Consider the following 17,596-nt stretch of genomic DNA (forward strand, 5'->3'; position numbering starts at 1 on the left):
ACGTGGACATCTTCCTGTGGGGCGTCGTCCCATACCTGACCCTGGCCCTTCTCATCGGCGGCACCATCTGGCGCTACCGGTACGACAAGTTCGGCTGGACCACGCGTTCTTCGGAGTTGTACGAATCGCGACTCCTGCGCATCGGTTCACCCCTCTTCCATTTCGGGATCCTGGTGGTGATCATCGGCCACGCCATCGGCCTGGTGATCCCCGAATCCCTCACTGAGGCAGTGGGTGTTACCGAAGACCTCTACCATCTGAACTCCGCGTTCTTCGGCATCATCGCGGGGGTTTGCACCTTGGCCGGTCTGGTCATCTTGATCTATCGGCGCCGCACTGTCGGACCGGTGTTCATGGCCACCACACGCAACGACAAGGTGATGTATCTGGTTCTCACCGCCGCGTTGCTGCTCGGTCTGTACTGCACATTTCTCGGCGTGGTGCCTGGGCAAAAGGGTGTCAACTACCGGGAAACAGTCTCGCCGTGGTTCCGTTCCATCTTCTACTTCAACCCCGACGTCGCAGCGATGAACAACGCGCCGTTGAGGTTTCATATCCACGTTCTCGTCGGAATGCTGGTGTTCGCGATGGTGCCGTTCACCCGGCTGGTGCACATGTTCACCGCACCCGTGCACTATCTGTTCCGGCCGTACATCGTCTATCGCAGCCGTGACCAGCACTCGTCCCCTGGCAACCAACAGTATCGGCGCGGATGGGCGCCGGTCGGAGTGAAGGACCGCGAACGATGACGATGTCGACAGGGACGGAGGTGCCGGTGGACCGGCGCGCGCAGACACTCAATCTTGTTCTCGCCACCACAGCGTTCACCATCAGCTTCTGGGCCTGGAACCTGATCGGTCCGTTGGGGGTTCGGTACACCGCCGACATGGACTTGTCGTCGACAGCCAAGTCGGTGCTGGTGGCGATCCCGATCCTGGTGGGCTCGCTGGGCAGGATCCTCACCGGGGCACTGACCGACCGGCTCGGCGGACGAATCATGTTCCCGGTGTTGCTCCTTGCCTCAGTGCCGTTTGTCATCCTGGTGGCCATCGGCGGGCACTTCGACAACTACACGATCCTGGTGATCGCGGGCTTCTTCCTCGGTATTGCCGGCACCTCGTTCGCGGTCGGCATCCCATTCGTGAACGCCTGGTACGACAAGTCACGGCGAGGTTTCGCCACCGGCATCTTCGGCGCGGGAATGGGCGGCACAGCACTGTCGGCGTTCTTCACGCCGCGCTTTGTTCAGTGGTTCGGATACGTCACCACCCACGTCATCATCGCCGTGGCACTCGTGGTGGTCGCTGCTATCTGCTGGGTGCTGATGCGGGACTCACCCCGGTGGTCGGCAAATCACGATGCGGTGGTGCCCAAGCTGATCGGTGCTGCCAAACTGCCGATCACCTGGCAGATGGGATTCCTTTACGCCGCGGCGTTCGGTGGATTCGTCGCATTCCCGACGTACCTTCCGACCTACTTGAACGATGTGTACGGCTTCGACATCGAGGCAGCCGGAACCCGCACCGCTGGCTTCGCGATCGCCGCGGTGGTCGCCCGCCCGCTCGGTGGCATCCTCTCTGATCGCTTCGGAGCGCGACTCATCACCGTGATCTCGTGTGCCGGCGCGTCCGTCCTGGCGATCTGGATGATCACCAAACCGCCCCTGGAGATCCCCGCCGGCCTCGACTTCGTGCTCATGGCGTTGTGCATGGGGCTCGGCTCAGGGTCGGTCTTCAGCTGGGTGGCCAAGGAGGCGCCGCAGGAGCGAGTCGGATCCGTGACCGGAATCGTTGGTGCTGCAGGCGGACTCGGGGGCTTCTTCCCGCCGCTGCTCATGGGCGCCACCTACAACGCCGAAGACCACAGCTACACGGTCGGCCTGACGCTCCTGGTCATCGTGTCCGCACTTGCTGCGGTGTACACGGCGTTCGGTATCCGGCACCGGAAGTCGGAGAACGCCGCCGTTTGAGCGGCCCCCGTTGTCGTATGCCGGCGCTACTGTCTCCCCACGTGTTGCCCATGGGGATGGGTGACGTCAATCAAGGGGGAAAGTATGTCGTCAGGGGTGGATGTTCGGATCGACGCGTTGGTAACCGCGTGCGAGCGCGATCTGGGAGACGAGGCTTTGTGGATCAAGCCGAGGGCGTATCCACAGTCGTTGGCGCTGTGCATCATCGACTCGATCTACTCGACGGGCGCTCAGTACGGTCAGGTGGCCAACATCGTCGAGCGGTACCGCACGTATCGATCGGGCCAGGGTGGGGATGCGGACCTCGACGGGCCGGCGGAGTTGCTCGCGACGTTCGACGAGCTGGGTAGCGCGCAGGCGTGGGCGGAACAGATCGGCAACCGTAGGCCGACGTCGACGACGCCAGGCGCACCGTTGAAGGCGGAAGCCGTTCGGGACGGTGCGAGCCGCCTTGTCGGACTAGGGATCCGGTCGGTTGAAGAACTGCGGCTGACGGCAGAGTCCGACGCCATCGATGTGGTCAACAAGTCGTGGCGCGAGGTGCCCGGCCAGCGGTCGGGCGTGACGTGGGCGTACGTGCTGATGCTCGCGGGAATACCTGGCGCCAAAGCGAATCGACTGGTGGTCGAGTACGTGGCCGACGTGCTCGAGCTCCCGGTAGGTGAGGTCGACGCGCGATCGGTCAGCGGGTGGATTCGTGACGTGGCGAAGACGAAGGGATGGAACAGCATTCACACCGAACACGCGATCTGGCGGTTGCAGACCAGACGTCCGGTGAGTGGGTCGGTGGTTGAAGTGGCCGGGTAGGAGGGTGCTGCAGAAGTCGGAGGGAGTGGGGCGTTTGCCGTAGTCCCTCCGACTTCGTGTGGTTCCTCCGGTTGCAGCCGGAGGGTGTGGCTGGTGTCGGAGGGTGTGGGGCCGGGGGAGCGAAGGGGTTGCGGGCGTCGCCCGTGTTTCCTCCGGTTTCGTGTGGTTCCTCCGGTTGCAGCCGGAGGGTGTGGCTGGTGTCGGAGGGTGTGGGGCCGGGGGAGCGAAGGGGTTGCAGGCGTCGCCCGTGTTTCCTCCGACTTCGTGTAGCTCCTCCGGTTGTAGTCGGAGGATATGAATGAAACCGGAGGGACTGTGCCGATCCGATGCTGACCAAACCGCGGGAGCCCTCGGCACTGCAGCGTCCGATCTTCAGCTTTGACGAGCTTTGAACCTCAAACGGCGGGGACGTGTGTCCACCCCGGGTATGGCGGCAGGGTCGGTAGGTATGCGGGGTCCACTGGATTGGTCGGGTAGGCGAGGCCCTTGCTGCCGATCACAGCCATCGGGTAGAACTCGGCCGCCCAAGCGTCGCAGCGCGGCTCGATGAAGGGATTTATGGAGAACTCTCGTAGTTGCCACCCGGCGAATGCATCGTAATTCGGGTACCGCTTCACGTCGTTCGTGACTTCGGCAGCGGGTGCCGTCTCATCAGTCGGCACTGGCTGGCCATTGGGTTGCTCGCGGTCGAGCCTGATACGCCACCCTCTGACAAAACTGGGTATGTGGCCCTCCTCGTCGAGCAGTGCCGGCTCGGTGACCTTACTCAGGTCAACCGGAGCGACGACTGTGCGACTGGCTGCAGGGCTGGGCTGATAAGTACCGAACGATATGTCGCACACACGAGCGTCGACGCTCGTTTCGGTCACATGGACGTCGTAGATGCCGTATCGCATCGTCCCGTCGAGCGGAATCGGTTCGGGATACTTGGGGGTGTCTTCGACAGAGATGCTGTTCTTCCCAAGTGAAGTGCTGGTGCCTTTGTCGAGAAGGCGACCGTATCCGGGGTAGCTAGCGTATCGCCCGACCATGTCCGCGATTGCCTTGGCTTCAACAGCGGCTCGGACGACGGCTACGGATGGCGCGTGCAGATTGACTCCGGGGTCGGCAGACCACACATTGGTGTAGCGCCCCAGTCCGGCGGGGAGGATGTACTCGGATTCCCTCGGTGTCGTTGGGGCAGTAGAGTTCTGGTTTCCGGGACCGTTTGTCGGTGCACATCCGATCACGAGCACGACTGCAATGGCTGCGAGGGCAAGGCCACGGCCGGCGCTCATTTGTCAATCCATCCTTCGGTTGTCCCTTGCTACCGCTGTCCTTGTAACAGTGGGACACAAAGGAATCGGTTCGCACGGCGGAGGGCAGGACGTTTTAGACGGCTGGGACGTGTGTCCATCCCGGGTATGGCGCCAGTGTCGGTAGGTATGACGGGTCAACTGGATTGGTCGGGTAGGCGAAGCCTTCGCTGCCGACGACTGCCATGGGATAAGCGTCTAAAGTCCAGGCGTCGCAACGAGGTTCTGCCGAAACCGAAACCGAGTATCGTTCGAGCGTCCATCCTTCGAACATGTCTTGATTTGGATAGCGTTCGGGATCGGCCTGCTCGAGACCGGTAGTTGTTGTCGGCGCCGCGTGCGGCGGAGCCGCGTTGCTATCCGGTCCGTGAGTCCGCCTGAGTTCTATCTGCCAGAGGTGGTTATAGGCGGGTATGTGTCCGTCTGTGTCGAGTCTGTCGGAGGCTGTGACCTTCTGTAGGTCGGCTGGGTCCCAGATGCCTCGCCAGACAGCAGGGTGTTGTTGGTAAATGCCAAAGGTGATGTCACAGATGCTGGCTGCGATGGTGGTCTCTGTCTCGTCTACGTCATATATCCGGTAGTGCCGGGTCCCATTCAGAGCAATTGGTCTCTCGTAGCGGGGCGTGTCTTCAACGTCTATTCGATTCCTCCCTACGGCAGTCTGAGTCGCATGGTCGAGAAATCGCCCGTACCCGGGGTAGCTTTCGTGACGGCCGACCATCTCAGCAACGGCCTTCGCTTCTACGGTTGCTCGGACGACCGCTACTGGCTCGGAGAGCAAATCGATTCCAGGGTCGTCGGCGTCCCAAACCGTTGTGTAGGGCCCGACGACCGCTGGGAGAACGTACTCGGCCGGGCTGCTCTTCGTCATTGAACCTGACGTAGGAGACGGTCTCTCGTCGCCTTCGCTAGTCGTGCAGGACAACACAAGTGCAACCAGTCCCAATGTCAGGAGACGCCACGGACTACCCCTCATTGAGCAGCCTGTTTTTGTAGTCTTCGTACGACATCGATTCGGTGACGTCTCCCTCTAATCGTGAGTACTGCGAGTCGTAGGCGCTCGTATCGATGCCCGCTCCCTCGATGCGTGGCCGCATTGTTCCGACTAGTTGGTCTTCGTAGCCTGGCCCCAACTCTGCCAAAATGTCGGGCAGAGGCCTAAGGCTTCCGTTCTCAAACAACCGCTCCTCCCCGGGGGCAAGACCATCCGAAGGTACGGGATTTGTCGACGCATACATCTGGTAGTACTGATGTAGCTGCGCATTCTCAACTGCGTCAGGCACATTCGTAGGAGTTGGCCCCTGATCCGGGGCCTTGACGTCGGCGTCCCACGCCGGAACCCAAGGGGACGCGAGGTCGAGGCCGAACTCAGCTGTGTTTCCGATGACGGGTAAACCACCAGCCACCTTCTTGATGGTCTCCTCGACGTTCGACGAGATTGCCGCGCGGTCATCGTTACTGAGTCCGCCTGTGCCAGAACCCAAATGCTCGTCGTGCCAGTCGTCGAGTTCGGCAGCAGTGAGTCCATCAGTGAGAAGGTTCTGGAGTCCGCCGTTTCGCGCGCCCACCTCGGTCGCATTCGGTACCGCGCTCGCGTCAGGCTCCAAGGTCACCAAATTATGTACGTTGAGGGCTTGCTGTGCCTGAACATCGTGCACCAATCTCGCCGCGGTCTCCGGGTCGGACGCAGCAAGGGCCATCGCTCGTTGGGACTGATCTCGGAGCGCGTCTGCGTCATTGCCGAAATCGAGATCATCGTGAGTACTGGTGTTGAACCCGTACATCTCTGGGCTACCGCCGGACATCACATTCAGGTAGGGACGGATCGATTCCTCGATGGCGGCGGCGACTGCTGGGTTGAGATCACCCACACTTTTCTCCGATGCGCCGATGTTCATGAGGTTGCCGAACTGGTCACCCGTGGCTGACGTGCTGTCGAGCAGACCCCGGAATGCGCGAGCCGACAGCTCGGCTCGATGGGCGTCGGTTTGGTCGGCAGCGTAGTCGTCGACCCAATTCACAAGATTGGCCGCGGTCTTGCCGTTGTCCTGCTCCCGCCATTCATGCGCCAGGACGTTCTGCACGGTCCGATCCCGGTTGTAGTCGCCGTCGAGGGCGGTGCCGTCGCTGTACTGGCCTGACAGGATTGCCGCGGACGCCTCATGGCTACGCGTTCCGACGGAGAGCAGGTTCTCCATGGTGGTCTCGTAGTTGTTCTGTTGGTCTGACACCTCGGCACCGGGAAACGACCCCGTGATCAACTCGGAATGCTGTTTCCACGCCATCTCAGTCTCCGACTTACGGATCAACTCGGTGCCCAGCCGTTCGCCAGGTGCGATCCCAGCCCCAGTGTTGGCGAGCATCTTTGCGATCTTGTAGTCCTGCGTGGCAATGTTCGTCGGTTTTCCGCCTAGGTTCACGATCCATTCGTCGCGGTCGCGGTGCGTAGACCAGTCACGCATCCATTGAGGCAAACTGTCGAACCCGCCGTGGACGCTGCCGGCACCGACCTTCTCGTTGGAGAGGATCAGGAGCCCAGATCCCAGTGCCTTTGACCACGCTGCGCCTTCGTCGGAGCCCAGTTTTTCGAACTCCGACTGCAATCCGAGAGTCTGGTCCATTGACAGATTGTTGTAGAACTGATGAAGGAACTCTTGGGCACCTACCGGAAGGTCCTCCACGCGTTCGCCACTGAGCAATCGCTGGGCCTGTTCAGGAGTCAACCCGGCGGCTTCCAAACTCTTCCCGACGATTTCGAGTTCTTCGGGAGTCCACCCGTCCGCCGACATCATTGCCGCCGTTCGGCCATCCGCGGCACTGAGACCGAGCACGGCGGGGGTGAGTTCAGCCAGCGACTGCAGACTTGCCGTCACCGTGGCGGCGTACTGCTGACATGTCTGTTCGGCCGTGTCGGCCTTGCCTTTGAGGAACGCGGACCACTCGTGCCTCAGCTGCGCTTTCTTCTCTTCGGACGAGTCGTCGTCCCCGGCGGGAACGTAGCGAACCAGCCATTCCGGGTCGTCGCCGCTGATCAAATGGAAGCCTTTGCCGGAAGCGTCGGCGATTGCGTTGTCTACTGCGGTCAGTGTTCCACCGATACCGGTCGCAGCCTCGCTGAGCGTGGTACCGAGAGTCTCGTAACCAGCAGCAACGCGCTTGCCCCAGGTTGCTTCTTCGGTTGACCGATTTTCTGCCGCCGTTCGCGACTGACCTTTCCAGTCCGACGTCGGCAGATCGAACTTCCGTTCCGCTTGATCGAGCTTGCCGCGAAGCAGTTCGGCCATCATCGGGAGCGCAGCAAGAACGAGTTGATCGGGCATCCACTTGTCGAGCTGGTTCTTGGTGGGGGTCATCGCGGGCCGTCACCGGTGGGCAGCTGGCCCAACCCTCCGAACTTCAGTGCCGAGAGCTCGTCGACTCCACTCAATCCTTGGCGGGTCGCTCGAACTACTGAGGCCATCGATTCCCATTGGCCCGAGACCACGGTCAACGACCCTCGCAGCGTGTCCGTGGCGGTCGAAGTGGCCGCCACCATCGGTGAATCCGGCATGAAAGCTGCAACGACAGCAGTCACATCCGGATGCGCGATCTCTGCGACCTCTGCCGCGATGCCCTCGATATCGCCTGCCAAGACGCCCAATACGGCGTCGTTGATGATGACGTCCATGATTCCCCCGAATCAGATAGTGGCGGTGTCGAACGCGTATCGAGCGCTCTGACGTTGCCGTCCCCCGGACCCTCCCACCGAGTCCGGATTCGACAGTAATACATGCTTGAGACAGGACATGCGTACGCCACAGTGAAACGTCAGCCGAGCTCTGCAGGCCGCTACTCACCCGGTCAATGCACCGATGCCGCCTGTGGATGCCTCAGACTGGTGGCCATGCCGAACGAACATCTCGAGAAGAAGTCGCCGTCGTTTTTCAGCTGGCAGGTGGCCGGCAGCGGGGACGTGGTGGCACCCCATGAACGACTGACCTGGCCCAGGACTGTGGGCATCGGCCTGCAGCACGTGGTGGCGATGTTCGGCGCGACCTTCTTGGTCCCGGTGATCACCGGCTTCCCGCCTGCGACGACCCTCCTCTTCTCCGGAATCGGCACCATCCTTTTCCTGCTGATCACGCGCAACCGGCTACCCAGCTACCTAGGTTCCAGCTTCGCGATTATCGCGCCAGTCCTCGCCGCGACTGCATCCAACGGGGAATCGGCAGCGCTCGGCGGCATCGTGGTGGTCGGTGTATTGCTGATCATCATCGGCGTGGTGGTGCAGTACGCGGGCACCGGCTGGATCCAAGCGTTGATGCCCCCTGTGGTGACCGGGACGATTGTCGCTCTGATCGGGCTCAATCTTGCCCCGACAGCTAAGGCGAACTATGAGAAAGACGCCATCACGGCGACCGTGGTGCTGGTTCTGCTGATCGCGTCACTGATCCTGTTCCGGGGACTCCTCGGACGCCTCGCCATCTTCACCAGCGTGGTGCTCGGCTACCTGTTCGCGCTGGCGAGAGACGAGGTGGACACCAGCAAGATCGGTTCGGCAGATTGGGTTGGGCTGCCCGACTTCACGACCCCGACTTTCCACCTCTCGGTGTTACCGATGTTTCTGCCGGTGGTGCTGGTGCTGGTTGTCGAGAACATCGGGCACGTCAAGTCGATCAACACCATGACCGGTCTCAACTACGACAACCGCATCGGCCGCGCCCTGGCAGCAGACGGTGTTGCCACGGTGCTCGCCGGCAGCGGTGGCGGTTCGGCGACAACAACTTACGCCGAGAACATCGGCGTGATGGCCGCGACGAAGGTTTATTCGACGGCGGCATATTGGGTCGCCGGCGTCGCGGCAATCATCCTGGGAATGTCACCGAAGGTCGGCGCCGTGATCGCGGCGATCCCAGATGGTGTGCTCGGTGGCGTCACCACCGCGCTCTATGGCCTCGTCGGAATTCTTGGTGTGCACATCTGGGTGACCAACAAGGTCGACTTCTCCAAGCCCGTCAACCAGTTCACCGCAGCCATAGCCCTGGTGATCGGCATCGCCGACTTCTCCTGGGTCATCGGTGACCTCAGCTTCGGCGGTATCGCACTGGGCGCCGTTGCAGCCCTGCTGATCTACCACGTGATGCGCGTGGTGGGTGGCTGGCGGGGGACCGTGACGGTGGACCCGTCGACCGAGAAAACCGGGCCGACACCCAGCTGACCCGCCGGCTCGACTCGGTCACCGCACCGACTTCGTCACCTGACTGATGTTGAATTGCCAGCGTTCGACCACATGAAAGCCCATCCGTGCAGGCACGCGGTAGGCGATGGTGGGGGCCAGACGCGGGCCGGGGTCGAGCGCCGGGCCCGCATCGTGTGCCGACAGGCTCTTGTCCTTCTCCGAGATGGTCCAAATGACGGTGCACGCACGAATCTGGTCACGGCGTAGATGAGGTGCCGCATTGGTGTCCCAGAGAAGTCCCTCGGGCCGGGCTCGCTGCCACAACCCGACATCTATCAGGCCCCGATATGCCTCTGGCCGCGCGGCCAGCAGCGGGCGGATGGGGCCGGGCTCCCACGAGACGGTGTCGTCGAGAAGTAGGCAGTCCCCGGGTGACGCCTGCGCCCCGATGAGGTCTGCGACCTGGCTGTAATCCATCTTGAACTTGGCGTAGTCACCGCGCTGATCGATCCAGTTGGGCGTCGCGGCGATCGCCATGACGACGAGCACGGCCGCGATGGCCGCGGGCTTCTGCGCGATGGCCACCACACAAGCCCCGATCAGCAGAGCCATCGCAGGCGCTGTGAACGACAGATACCGATCGACGTAGATGGGTTGCGATATCAACGAATACAACAGCAACCCGGCGGTGGGGACCACGATCCACACGATCGAGAGGACAACAACCGCGCGCATGCCGCTGGTCGCGACGCGCTCTCGCCGGGCGAAGAACAGCACCACAGCGGCGCCCAACAAGACAAATGCGACCACCGCGAAGGCGATCGAGAAATCGAAGTACTGAGTCAGCAGGACATTGCCGAACACACGCTCGTCGAGAGGATCGATCCAACTGAGCTGGGTGGACTTGGCGCGCATGAAGGCGAGGTAGGGGCTGAGCAGAACCACGGCAAGAACGGTCGACAGAGCCCAGGCACGGAGCTGACTCCGGTTGTTGCCGAGCATGATCAGGGCGATGAGATGAACCGGCACCAGCAACAGCAGGTGGATGTTGACAAGAACCGACAACACCACCAGAACCGCATACAGCAGCCACCAGGACGTGACCCCACGCCGAATTGCCACGAACAAGACGATGGTCAGCCACGTCGACACCACGATGGCCAGCGCGTAAGGACGAGCCTCGATGCCTGCCAACGTGACCCGAGGCAGGATTGCGAAGACGATGCCGGCGGTCACGCCGACGGCGCGGCGCGAGAGCAGTTTGCCGAGCACCACCACGCCCGCACCGGCGACAGCGATCGCAACGGCGCTGGGCAGCCGCGCCCACGCCTCCGATTCTGGGAAGACGGCGAACCAGCCATGCATCAGGACGTAATAGAAGGTGTGGGCCGAGTCGGTGGACGAGACGAGATCGATCAGCTCGGAGATCGAGCGGGTGGACGCCGAGATGGTGGCGGCCTCGTCGTACCAGAAGGACGGATTGCCGATGCCGACGAAACTGACCACAAACGCAAGCACGGCGACGGCGACCGCATCCACGTTCGGGCCGACTCGAAACCTCGACCTGCGCGACTCGGCCGGGGCCACCGTCTGATCGTTCAGCGCTGTCTCCTCACCGGGCCTGTTGACGCGGTCGAGCGTATCTCAGCAAGATCGCTGTAGCTTCTATCCATGTCGTTCCTCGAGGGCCTGGTAGACGACACCAGGCTGCCGATGTTGCTGCTTTTCGCCTCGTTCATGATCACGTTTGTGGTCACCCGGACCATCACCCGGATGATTCGCTCCGGGCGCGGCCCCTTCCACGACAACGTCGCCGGCGGCGTGCACATCCATCACGCGGTCCCCGGCATCATCTCCACGATCGGCGGGGGATTCCTATCGGTCGCTGTCCACGGTGACTCACCATGGGCCGAGGTCAGTGCGGTGATGATCGGGGTCGGATCGTCGCTGGTGCTCGACGAGTTCGCCATGATCCTGCACCTGCAAGACGTCTACTGGTCCGCCGAGGGCCAGCTGTCGGTGCAGGTGGTCGCCCTGACGGGCTCGCTCCTCGGACTGGTGCTGCTCGGCATCGATCCCGTCGTGTCGAACGTCGGGACGCCCGGCCACTTTGTCCTGCTCGGCACCATCCCGTTCCACATCCTCGCCCTGTTGTTGTGTGTCGAGAAGGGCAAGTACCAGACGGCTGCGATCGGCGCGTTCATTCCTCCCGTCGCCTGGATCGGCGCACTTCGCCTCGCCAGGACGAAGTCGAGGTGGGCTCGCAAACGGTATTCCGGCGTCAAGCTCGGTCGCGCGCAGCAGCACGAAAAGAAGTTCGACGAGACCTTCGGGCGGTGGGGCCTGGACATCGAAGACTTGGTGGCGGGCAAACCGTCGGCGTGACGAGTTCCCTTGCAGGTGCCCTGGATCGAGTGCGATGGGTCGGGGAGTTCAGCAATGCGGCGCAACAGGTCCGTCTGGAACCGTCGAGTTCGACCCGGCGTCCTAACGCCACTGGGTTCGGGCGAGGTTCGGGGGAACTGTGGGGAATCAGTCAAACACTGAGGTCGACACGATCGGCCTTGCGCGGTGGGGCAGGGAAGTGGCGCTTCTGGGCGAAGACCTGGCCGCGGCCCTGGATCGATCGGGACGACACATTGCGATGTGCGCCAACGGTTTCGGAACCTCGACGCAGACGGAGTTCGTCACCTACGTGACAACGCTCAAGCGGCGGGCCGGCGAGATGGTGGGTGCGCTGGAAGGGCTCGCAACGGGCCTGGCAGGCGCCGCGGCGTCGTATGGGTCGGTCGATGACTGCGCGGCAGGCACTTTCGAACAACCCTCGACCGGGCTGCGGCTGTAGAGGGCGGCGTAGTCGTGGATCTCACCGACATCGACAACTGGGACACTGCTGCACTCGACGTGCTGGTCGCAGAACTGAACGGCCGCTTCACATCTGTGATCGACGCCGACGCAATGCTGCGCAAGGTCGCGGCGACTCCGGGGTGGAAAGGCGAAGGCGCAACCGCGGCCGGAGGATCGTTCCGATCCGTGTCCATATCGCTCAACGACGAGGGGCAGCTGCCTTGGGCGCGGCGTCGGAGTTGGCCCGACAGACGAGTATCGCCGTCGGCGAGTTGAAGTCGGCGTTGACGCTTCTTCGCGCCGACGCATCCGATGCAGACATGGTGATTCATCCGCCGCCGGCAGTCGATGATGCGTCGCAGATGGCCCCGGCGCACTCGCATATGACGGGTGAAGAACGGACAGAACGGGAGAAGACAAAAAGGCACTTGTTGGTCCGTGCACGAGCACTTGTCGTCCAGGCCGAGGACATCGACAATGACACCGCGACTGTTCTGCGCAAGATCGTCGCCGGCGAGATCGCCTATCCGGAGTTCGGCTCGCTCACAGAGGCCTTCGAGTCGGGCCGGGCGGGTGCATCTCTGACTGCGCCCACCTGGCCGAACATGGACAAGAAGTCGCCCGAAGAGATCGACGCCTGGTGGCGGGCGCTCCCGGAGGCACAGAAGCAGCAGATGATCGCGGAGCATCCGGGGTTGATCGGCAACCTCGACGGTGTGGACGCTGCCTCGCGCGACGTCGCCAACCGGATCGCGCTGGCGGCGCAGACGCAACGAGTGGAGGCCGAACTCGCCGCGCTCGACAGGGCATACATCGGCGCCCGGGGTCAGTACGCACTCGCCTCAAGGCTGGCAGCAAAGCGCGAAGAGCTCGACGGCTTGCGCGCTATCAACACGGCACTGGGCGGGGACTACCGCGTTGATCACAACGACACCGGAGCGCAAGCGTTCCTGCTGACCTTTGCGCCTGACGGGAAAGAGGCAAAAGCCGCTGTGGCGGTGGGGGATCCAGACAAAGCGCGCCATGTCAGCGTGACCGTGCCCGGAGTGAACACCACCGCGAAGTCGATCGGCACCATGACAAGCGAGGCGGGTGCCTTGCGTCGCGAGACCCTCGGCATCCTTGCCGCCACCGGCGGCGAGGGAGAAGCTGTCTCGACGGTGGCGTGGATCGGGTACGACACACCAGACGTAAACGACGGTGCCCCGTGGGAAGCACTAGGAGATGGCAAAGCGAAAGCCGGAGCGGACAGCCTCGCCGACTTCACGCGTTCGCTGGGCCTGACCAGCGACCATTCCGAGGACGAGCAGCACCTTGTACTCAACGGGCACTCCTACGGATCAACGACGGCGTCGCTGGCCCTGCAGGGAGGAGCGCACGAGTACGTGGACGACACCGTGTTCTACGGGAGTCCTGGTGTGTACGCGAATACGTCATCACAATTGGGACTGGAGTACGGGCATGCGTATCTGATGAACGACCCCGATGACAAGTGGATCAATCTCGCTGCCAGCGAGGGTGTTCACGGATCCAACCCGTTTGCCTCGGACTTCATCCAGCTGTCCACCGAGGAGCGAACGACTGCAGACAACGTGCGCCGCGACGGTGTGGACAGCCACGGTCAGTACTCCCGGGCCCAGGAGGATCAGGGCATTCCGGGCACCCGCGAGAACCCACTCCGCGTCAGCGGATACAACTTGGCCGCGATTCTCGCGGGCCGGCCAGAACTCGCCGACAGGGCTGAGTGATGGACGCTACGCCGAAACGCCCACCACCCAGAAGCGGCGGGCCGTCATACCTTCGCAGGCCACCAGATGCGGTTGCCGATCGCGGCCATCGCGGCCGGTACCAGGATCGACCGAACCACCACCACGTCGAGGATGAGCCCGACGCCCACGGTGAAACCGAATTGGAGCAAATTGATCACGGTGGCACTCATGAGGGCAAACATCGTGACAGCGAAAACGACACCGGCCGTGGTGATCACACTGCCGGTCGACCCGAAGCCTCGGATGATTCCGCCGATCATCCCGGTCTGGGATTCCTCGCGGATCCTGGATGCAAACAGCATGCTGTAGTCCGCGCCGACGGCCACAAGCGCCATGAACGCCAACGGTACGACCGACCAATCGAGGTCGATACCCAGTCCGTACTGCCAGAAGAGAATCGACAACCCAACGGTCGCCGCAAACGACAGCAGCACAGTCAAAACCAGGAGCAGTGGCGCGAGAATGCTGCGGAGCAACACGACGAGGATCAGGAACACCGCCAGGATTGCGACCACGGCATACAGTGCGAAGTCTCTGTTGACCTGATCATTCATGTCGGCGGACAACGATGTCAGACCGGTTGAGCTCACCTCCGCACCGTCGAGAACCGTTCCGGTGGTTGCCGTCCGGGCAGTGTCCGCGATGTCGTGCACCGTGCGGATCGCTTCATGGCCGTACGGGTTGATGCTGCGCACCACAAGCATCCGCGCGGTCTTGCCGTTGGGTGACAGCAAGAGTTTTGTGCCCGCCACAAAACGGGGATCTTCGAGACCCTGTGCGGGAAGGTAGAAACCAGCCCCCGGGCCCGACGTCGTGTCTCGAGCCATCGTCTGCAGGTAGTCGCCGGCTTCGCCGAGCCCGGCGGTGAGTTGCCCGGTGAGCGAGACGGTTTTGTCGGTGCCGGCCTTGACCTGGCGAAGCCCTTCGGCCAGCTGTGTCATTCCTGTCGAGAGTTCAGTGATTCCCGCAGTCAGGGCACCCAGCTCAGAACGCAGCTGCTCCGGCGTTTTTCCTCCGAGCCCATCGAGAAGGATCTTGACCTGACTCAGCCCGGTCTCGATTTCGGGCAGCAAAGCCTGTGCTTTGCCGATGACCTCGCCCGGCACACCCGACAAGTTGACGGCTTGTTGCAACGTCCGTGAGGCTTTTCCGCCCGTGGCCTTGTCGAACAGGCTGAACGCCGCCCGCGCCGCCAGGCACGTGGGGTCGGCCTGGCACTCTGCGTCAGGAACGGTCATGAGCATCGGACCGAACACCTCGTCGAGCTGTTCGGTGGCAGCCAGCGTTTGCGCATTGCTCGTGGAAACCGCTGTGACCAAAAGACTCAGCGTATCGGCGAGGGTTGCGAGCTCAGTGACTCCCTGGGGAAGAGAGAGGCGGCCATCAGAAGCGATCGCCACTATTCGAGACGCGGTGTCCACTGCGTCGAGCACACCACCGGCCAGTCCCACAACCTGATTGGTCCCGTCGACCAAGAGTGGCAACTGCCCTAACGCGCTGTCGGCGCCGTCGCGAAGTGCTGTCACCCCGGATGCCAGTCGTTGCAACTCCGGTGTGGCCTCGACCATCTGCCGATGAGCATCATCGAGCCGATTGCCAACCTGGCCCACCTGATATCCGGTGGATGCCTCTGGAATCGGTGAGCCATCGGGTCGAGTGATCGACCGGACATAAGCGATGTCGGGCAACTTCGACACCGACATCGCCACGAGTTCGAGCGCCGCCAGATCGTTGGTGTTACGCATGTCGTGGTCGGCACGGATGATCAGGTACTCGGGCAGGATCTCGTTGACACCATAGTGTTCGAGCACCTTGTCGTAACCGCGCGTGGAGTCGTTGGCGTAGAGCTGAACCGACTCTTCGTCGTAGCTGACGCGCAACAGGGGAACCATTGCTGCCAACGCGATGAGAACCACCATCGACACCGCCACCAGCGGGCCCGAGTGTCGAATGATCGTCGCACCACGTCGGCGCCATCGCCGCTCGGTCGATGCCTTGGGCTCGATGTGACCGCGACGCCCGGCGACGGACATCAGCGCGGGTGTGAGGGTCACCGAGATCGCCATCGCCAGCAGCACCCCGATCGCGGTCGGCGGGCCTGCCGTCTTGAACATCCCGACCTCGGCGAAGATCATGGCACCCGCAGCAGCAGCGATTGTCAGGGCCGAGGCAACCAGAATCGGGGAGACCCGCGCACTGGCCGTCGCAACAGCAGTGTCCGGGTCTTCACCAGCGCGCCTGGCGTCGTGGTAGCCCGCGATCTGAAAAATCGCGTAGTCGGTTCCGGCGCCCAGTACCAGCGCCGTCATGATGGCAATCGAGAAGTTCGAGATCGACATCAGGTCATTCGCGCCGAGGTACGAGACGATGGGCCGCACGGCGCCGAGTCCGAAACCGATGGTCGCCAACGGGATCAGGGCTGTGATCAGCGAACGATAGGCGATCAGCAGCATCAACGTGATCAGCAGTACCGACACTCCCGTGATGATGAGCAGTGACAGATCGATCGAAGAGAAGAGATCGGCAAGGGTGGGCGAGGCGCCCGTGTAATACACCGACAGCCCGTCGGGCTTGGGAATGGAATCGATCGCCGAACGGATCGCGACCGTGCTGTGGTGTGCACGCGTGCTGCCGACGTCGCCCTCGGCGACCACCATGACGTTGACGGCCTTGCCGTCCGGACTGATCGCCGCCGCGCGGGTGGCGGGATTTCCGTACATGTCGAGGACGTAGGCGACGTTTTCGTGATCACCGGACAGAACCTCTACGAGGCGGCGGTAGTAGTCATCATCTGCTGTGGTGATCCCGCCGTCATCAGCCAGAACCACACTGCCGACAGCAGTCGACGCGGGAGCGCCGAAATCCGTCGACATGTCGCGCAGCGCGTCGACGGACGGCATGTGTTCGGGCAGGAACGCGGCCGATTTCTCCGACACGGTCTGCTCTATCTGGGGGACAGCCAGGTTCAGCCCGACCACCAACGCAACCCAGAAGCCGATCACCCACCACCTGTGGCGTGCGCAGAACGCGCCGGTGTTCCGGAAGAAGGCGTTGGGACCGTGTGACATTGCGGGAGACCTCTTAATAAGCCAATGACCGTTGTTATGTTGTATGGCATAGTAGAGCACGGGGGACGCCGGATCGGAAGTCCTCGTTTGGGCGACCTGCTCGTCGATCAGCGACAAGGGAGAACAAGGTGGCGAACGACAACTTCGCAGAAATGACCGGACTGGAAGTCCTGCAGTGGATCAAAACCGCTGACTTGCAGGACGTTCCATCGATCGGGCGGCTGCTGGGCATGAAGTTCACCGACGTAGATCTGGGCAAGGTGACGGTGGAGATCACCACCGCGCCTGACTTCGCCAATCCGCTCGGGAGTGTGCATGGGGGTATCGCGGCGACCCTGCTCGACTCCGTGATGGGATGTGCCGTGCACACGACTCTGCCGGCGGGGGTCGGGTACACAACCCTGGAGTTGGGCGTGAATTACATTCGCTCGGTGTCGACAGAGGGCCGCACGCTGACAGCGACCGGCGAGATCATCCACGTGGGCAAAACCGTTGCGACAGCGCAGGGAAAGGTGCACGACGACGAAGGGCGCCTGGTCGCGCACGCGACCACAACATGTCTGATCCTCAACCCGCGGAAGAACGCCGAAGCGGCGGGAGCAGCTGCGATTGCCACTGCCGGCGCGCCTGACGGGCCGTCCTGACCGAACGATCCCGTACTCTGCGCCGCAGCTGTTACGTAG

The 17,596-nt window shown here is 62.6% G+C and carries 14 protein-coding genes; 9 read left to right on the plus strand and 5 right to left on the minus strand.

Annotated elements, in window-relative coordinates:
* Window positions 1-2 precede the first annotated feature (2 nt).
* The 3 genes from narI to WIMU1_RS06545 all read left to right on the plus strand — a co-directional run bounded on the left by narI (window position 3) and on the right by WIMU1_RS06545 (window position 2,776).
* On the plus strand, window positions 3-749 hold the full coding sequence (gene narI, locus WIMU1_RS06535; RefSeq protein WP_062795582.1) for a respiratory nitrate reductase subunit gamma: 747 nt from the start codon (window positions 3-5) through the stop codon (window positions 747-749).
* Window positions 746-1,969, plus strand: a complete 1,224-nt coding sequence (locus WIMU1_RS06540) for an MFS transporter (RefSeq protein ID WP_371850280.1) — start codon at window positions 746-748, stop codon at window positions 1,967-1,969. The genes narI and WIMU1_RS06540 overlap by 4 nt, the downstream gene beginning before the upstream one ends.
* Before the next feature lie 84 nt (window positions 1,970-2,053).
* Window positions 2,054-2,776, plus strand: a complete 723-nt coding sequence (locus WIMU1_RS06545; RefSeq protein ID WP_062795584.1) for a DUF8548 family protein — start codon at window positions 2,054-2,056, stop codon at window positions 2,774-2,776.
* A gap of 395 nt (window positions 2,777-3,171) precedes the next feature.
* On the opposite strand, the gene WIMU1_RS06550 is transcribed toward WIMU1_RS06545, so the two are convergent.
* The 3 genes from WIMU1_RS06550 to WIMU1_RS06565 form a co-directional block, all read right to left on the minus strand.
* Window positions 3,172-4,053: a hypothetical protein gene (locus WIMU1_RS06550; protein ID WP_062795585.1), complete on the minus strand. Its 882-nt coding sequence runs from the start codon at window positions 4,051-4,053 to the stop codon at window positions 3,172-3,174.
* Between the two features lie 983 nt (window positions 4,054-5,036).
* Window positions 5,037-7,424: a TPR repeat domain-containing protein gene (locus WIMU1_RS06560; RefSeq protein ID WP_062795587.1), complete on the minus strand. Its 2,388-nt coding sequence runs from the start codon at window positions 7,422-7,424 to the stop codon at window positions 5,037-5,039.
* Window positions 7,421-7,738: a hypothetical protein gene (locus WIMU1_RS06565; protein WP_062795588.1), complete on the minus strand. Its 318-nt coding sequence runs from the start codon at window positions 7,736-7,738 to the stop codon at window positions 7,421-7,423. The genes WIMU1_RS06560 and WIMU1_RS06565 overlap by 4 nt, the downstream gene beginning before the upstream one ends.
* 216 nt (window positions 7,739-7,954) lie before the next feature.
* Here WIMU1_RS06565 and WIMU1_RS06570 point away from each other — a divergent pair, with 216 nt between their 5' ends.
* Window positions 7,955-9,268, plus strand: coding sequence for a uracil-xanthine permease family protein (locus tag WIMU1_RS06570; RefSeq protein ID WP_062795956.1), 1,314 nt, complete (start codon window positions 7,955-7,957; stop codon window positions 9,266-9,268).
* 18 nt (window positions 9,269-9,286) lie between these two features.
* On the opposite strand, the gene WIMU1_RS06575 is transcribed toward WIMU1_RS06570, so the two are convergent.
* Entirely contained in the window at window positions 9,287-10,816 is a 1,530-nt protein-coding gene (locus WIMU1_RS06575) for a glycosyltransferase family 39 protein (RefSeq protein WP_062795589.1), read from the minus strand.
* 84 nt (window positions 10,817-10,900) lie between these two features.
* On the opposite strand from WIMU1_RS06575, the gene WIMU1_RS06580 reads away from it, so the two are divergent.
* The 4 genes from WIMU1_RS06580 (at window position 10,901) to WIMU1_RS06595 (ending at window position 13,824) form a co-directional block, all read left to right on the plus strand.
* Window positions 10,901-11,614 (plus strand): hypothetical protein, encoded by a 714-nt coding sequence (locus WIMU1_RS06580; RefSeq protein ID WP_062795590.1) that lies wholly within the window; start codon window positions 10,901-10,903, stop codon window positions 11,612-11,614.
* Between the two features lie 139 nt (window positions 11,615-11,753).
* Window positions 11,754-12,074, plus strand: a complete 321-nt coding sequence (locus WIMU1_RS26130; protein ID WP_120802790.1) for a type VII secretion target — start codon at window positions 11,754-11,756, stop codon at window positions 12,072-12,074.
* A 14-nt stretch (window positions 12,075-12,088) separates the two neighbouring features.
* Window positions 12,089-12,352 (plus strand): hypothetical protein, encoded by a 264-nt coding sequence (locus WIMU1_RS26370; RefSeq protein WP_062795592.1) that lies wholly within the window; start codon window positions 12,089-12,091, stop codon window positions 12,350-12,352.
* Entirely contained in the window at window positions 12,316-13,824 is a 1,509-nt protein-coding gene (locus WIMU1_RS06595; protein WP_062795593.1) for an alpha/beta hydrolase, read from the plus strand. Before WIMU1_RS26370 ends, WIMU1_RS06595 begins: the two co-directional genes overlap by 37 nt.
* Before the next feature lie 44 nt (window positions 13,825-13,868).
* Here WIMU1_RS06595 and WIMU1_RS06600 read toward each other — a convergent pair whose 3' ends face one another.
* Window positions 13,869-16,913 carry an MMPL/RND family transporter gene (locus WIMU1_RS06600; RefSeq protein WP_062795594.1) on the minus strand — a complete coding sequence of 1,015 codons (3,045 nt, stop codon included), beginning with the start codon at window positions 16,911-16,913 and terminating at the stop codon, window positions 13,869-13,871.
* 152 nt (window positions 16,914-17,065) lie between these two features.
* On the opposite strand from WIMU1_RS06600, the gene WIMU1_RS06605 reads away from it, so the two are divergent.
* Complete coding sequence (locus tag WIMU1_RS06605; protein WP_062795958.1) at window positions 17,066-17,557, plus strand: PaaI family thioesterase; 492 nt, start codon at window positions 17,066-17,068, stop codon at window positions 17,555-17,557.
* Window positions 17,558-17,596: the final 39 nt, after the last annotated feature.

It is taken from the genome of Williamsia muralis NBRC 105860 (assembly GCF_001598915.1).
GTDB classification, from domain to species: Bacteria; Actinomycetota; Actinomycetes; order Mycobacteriales; family Mycobacteriaceae; genus Williamsia; species Williamsia muralis.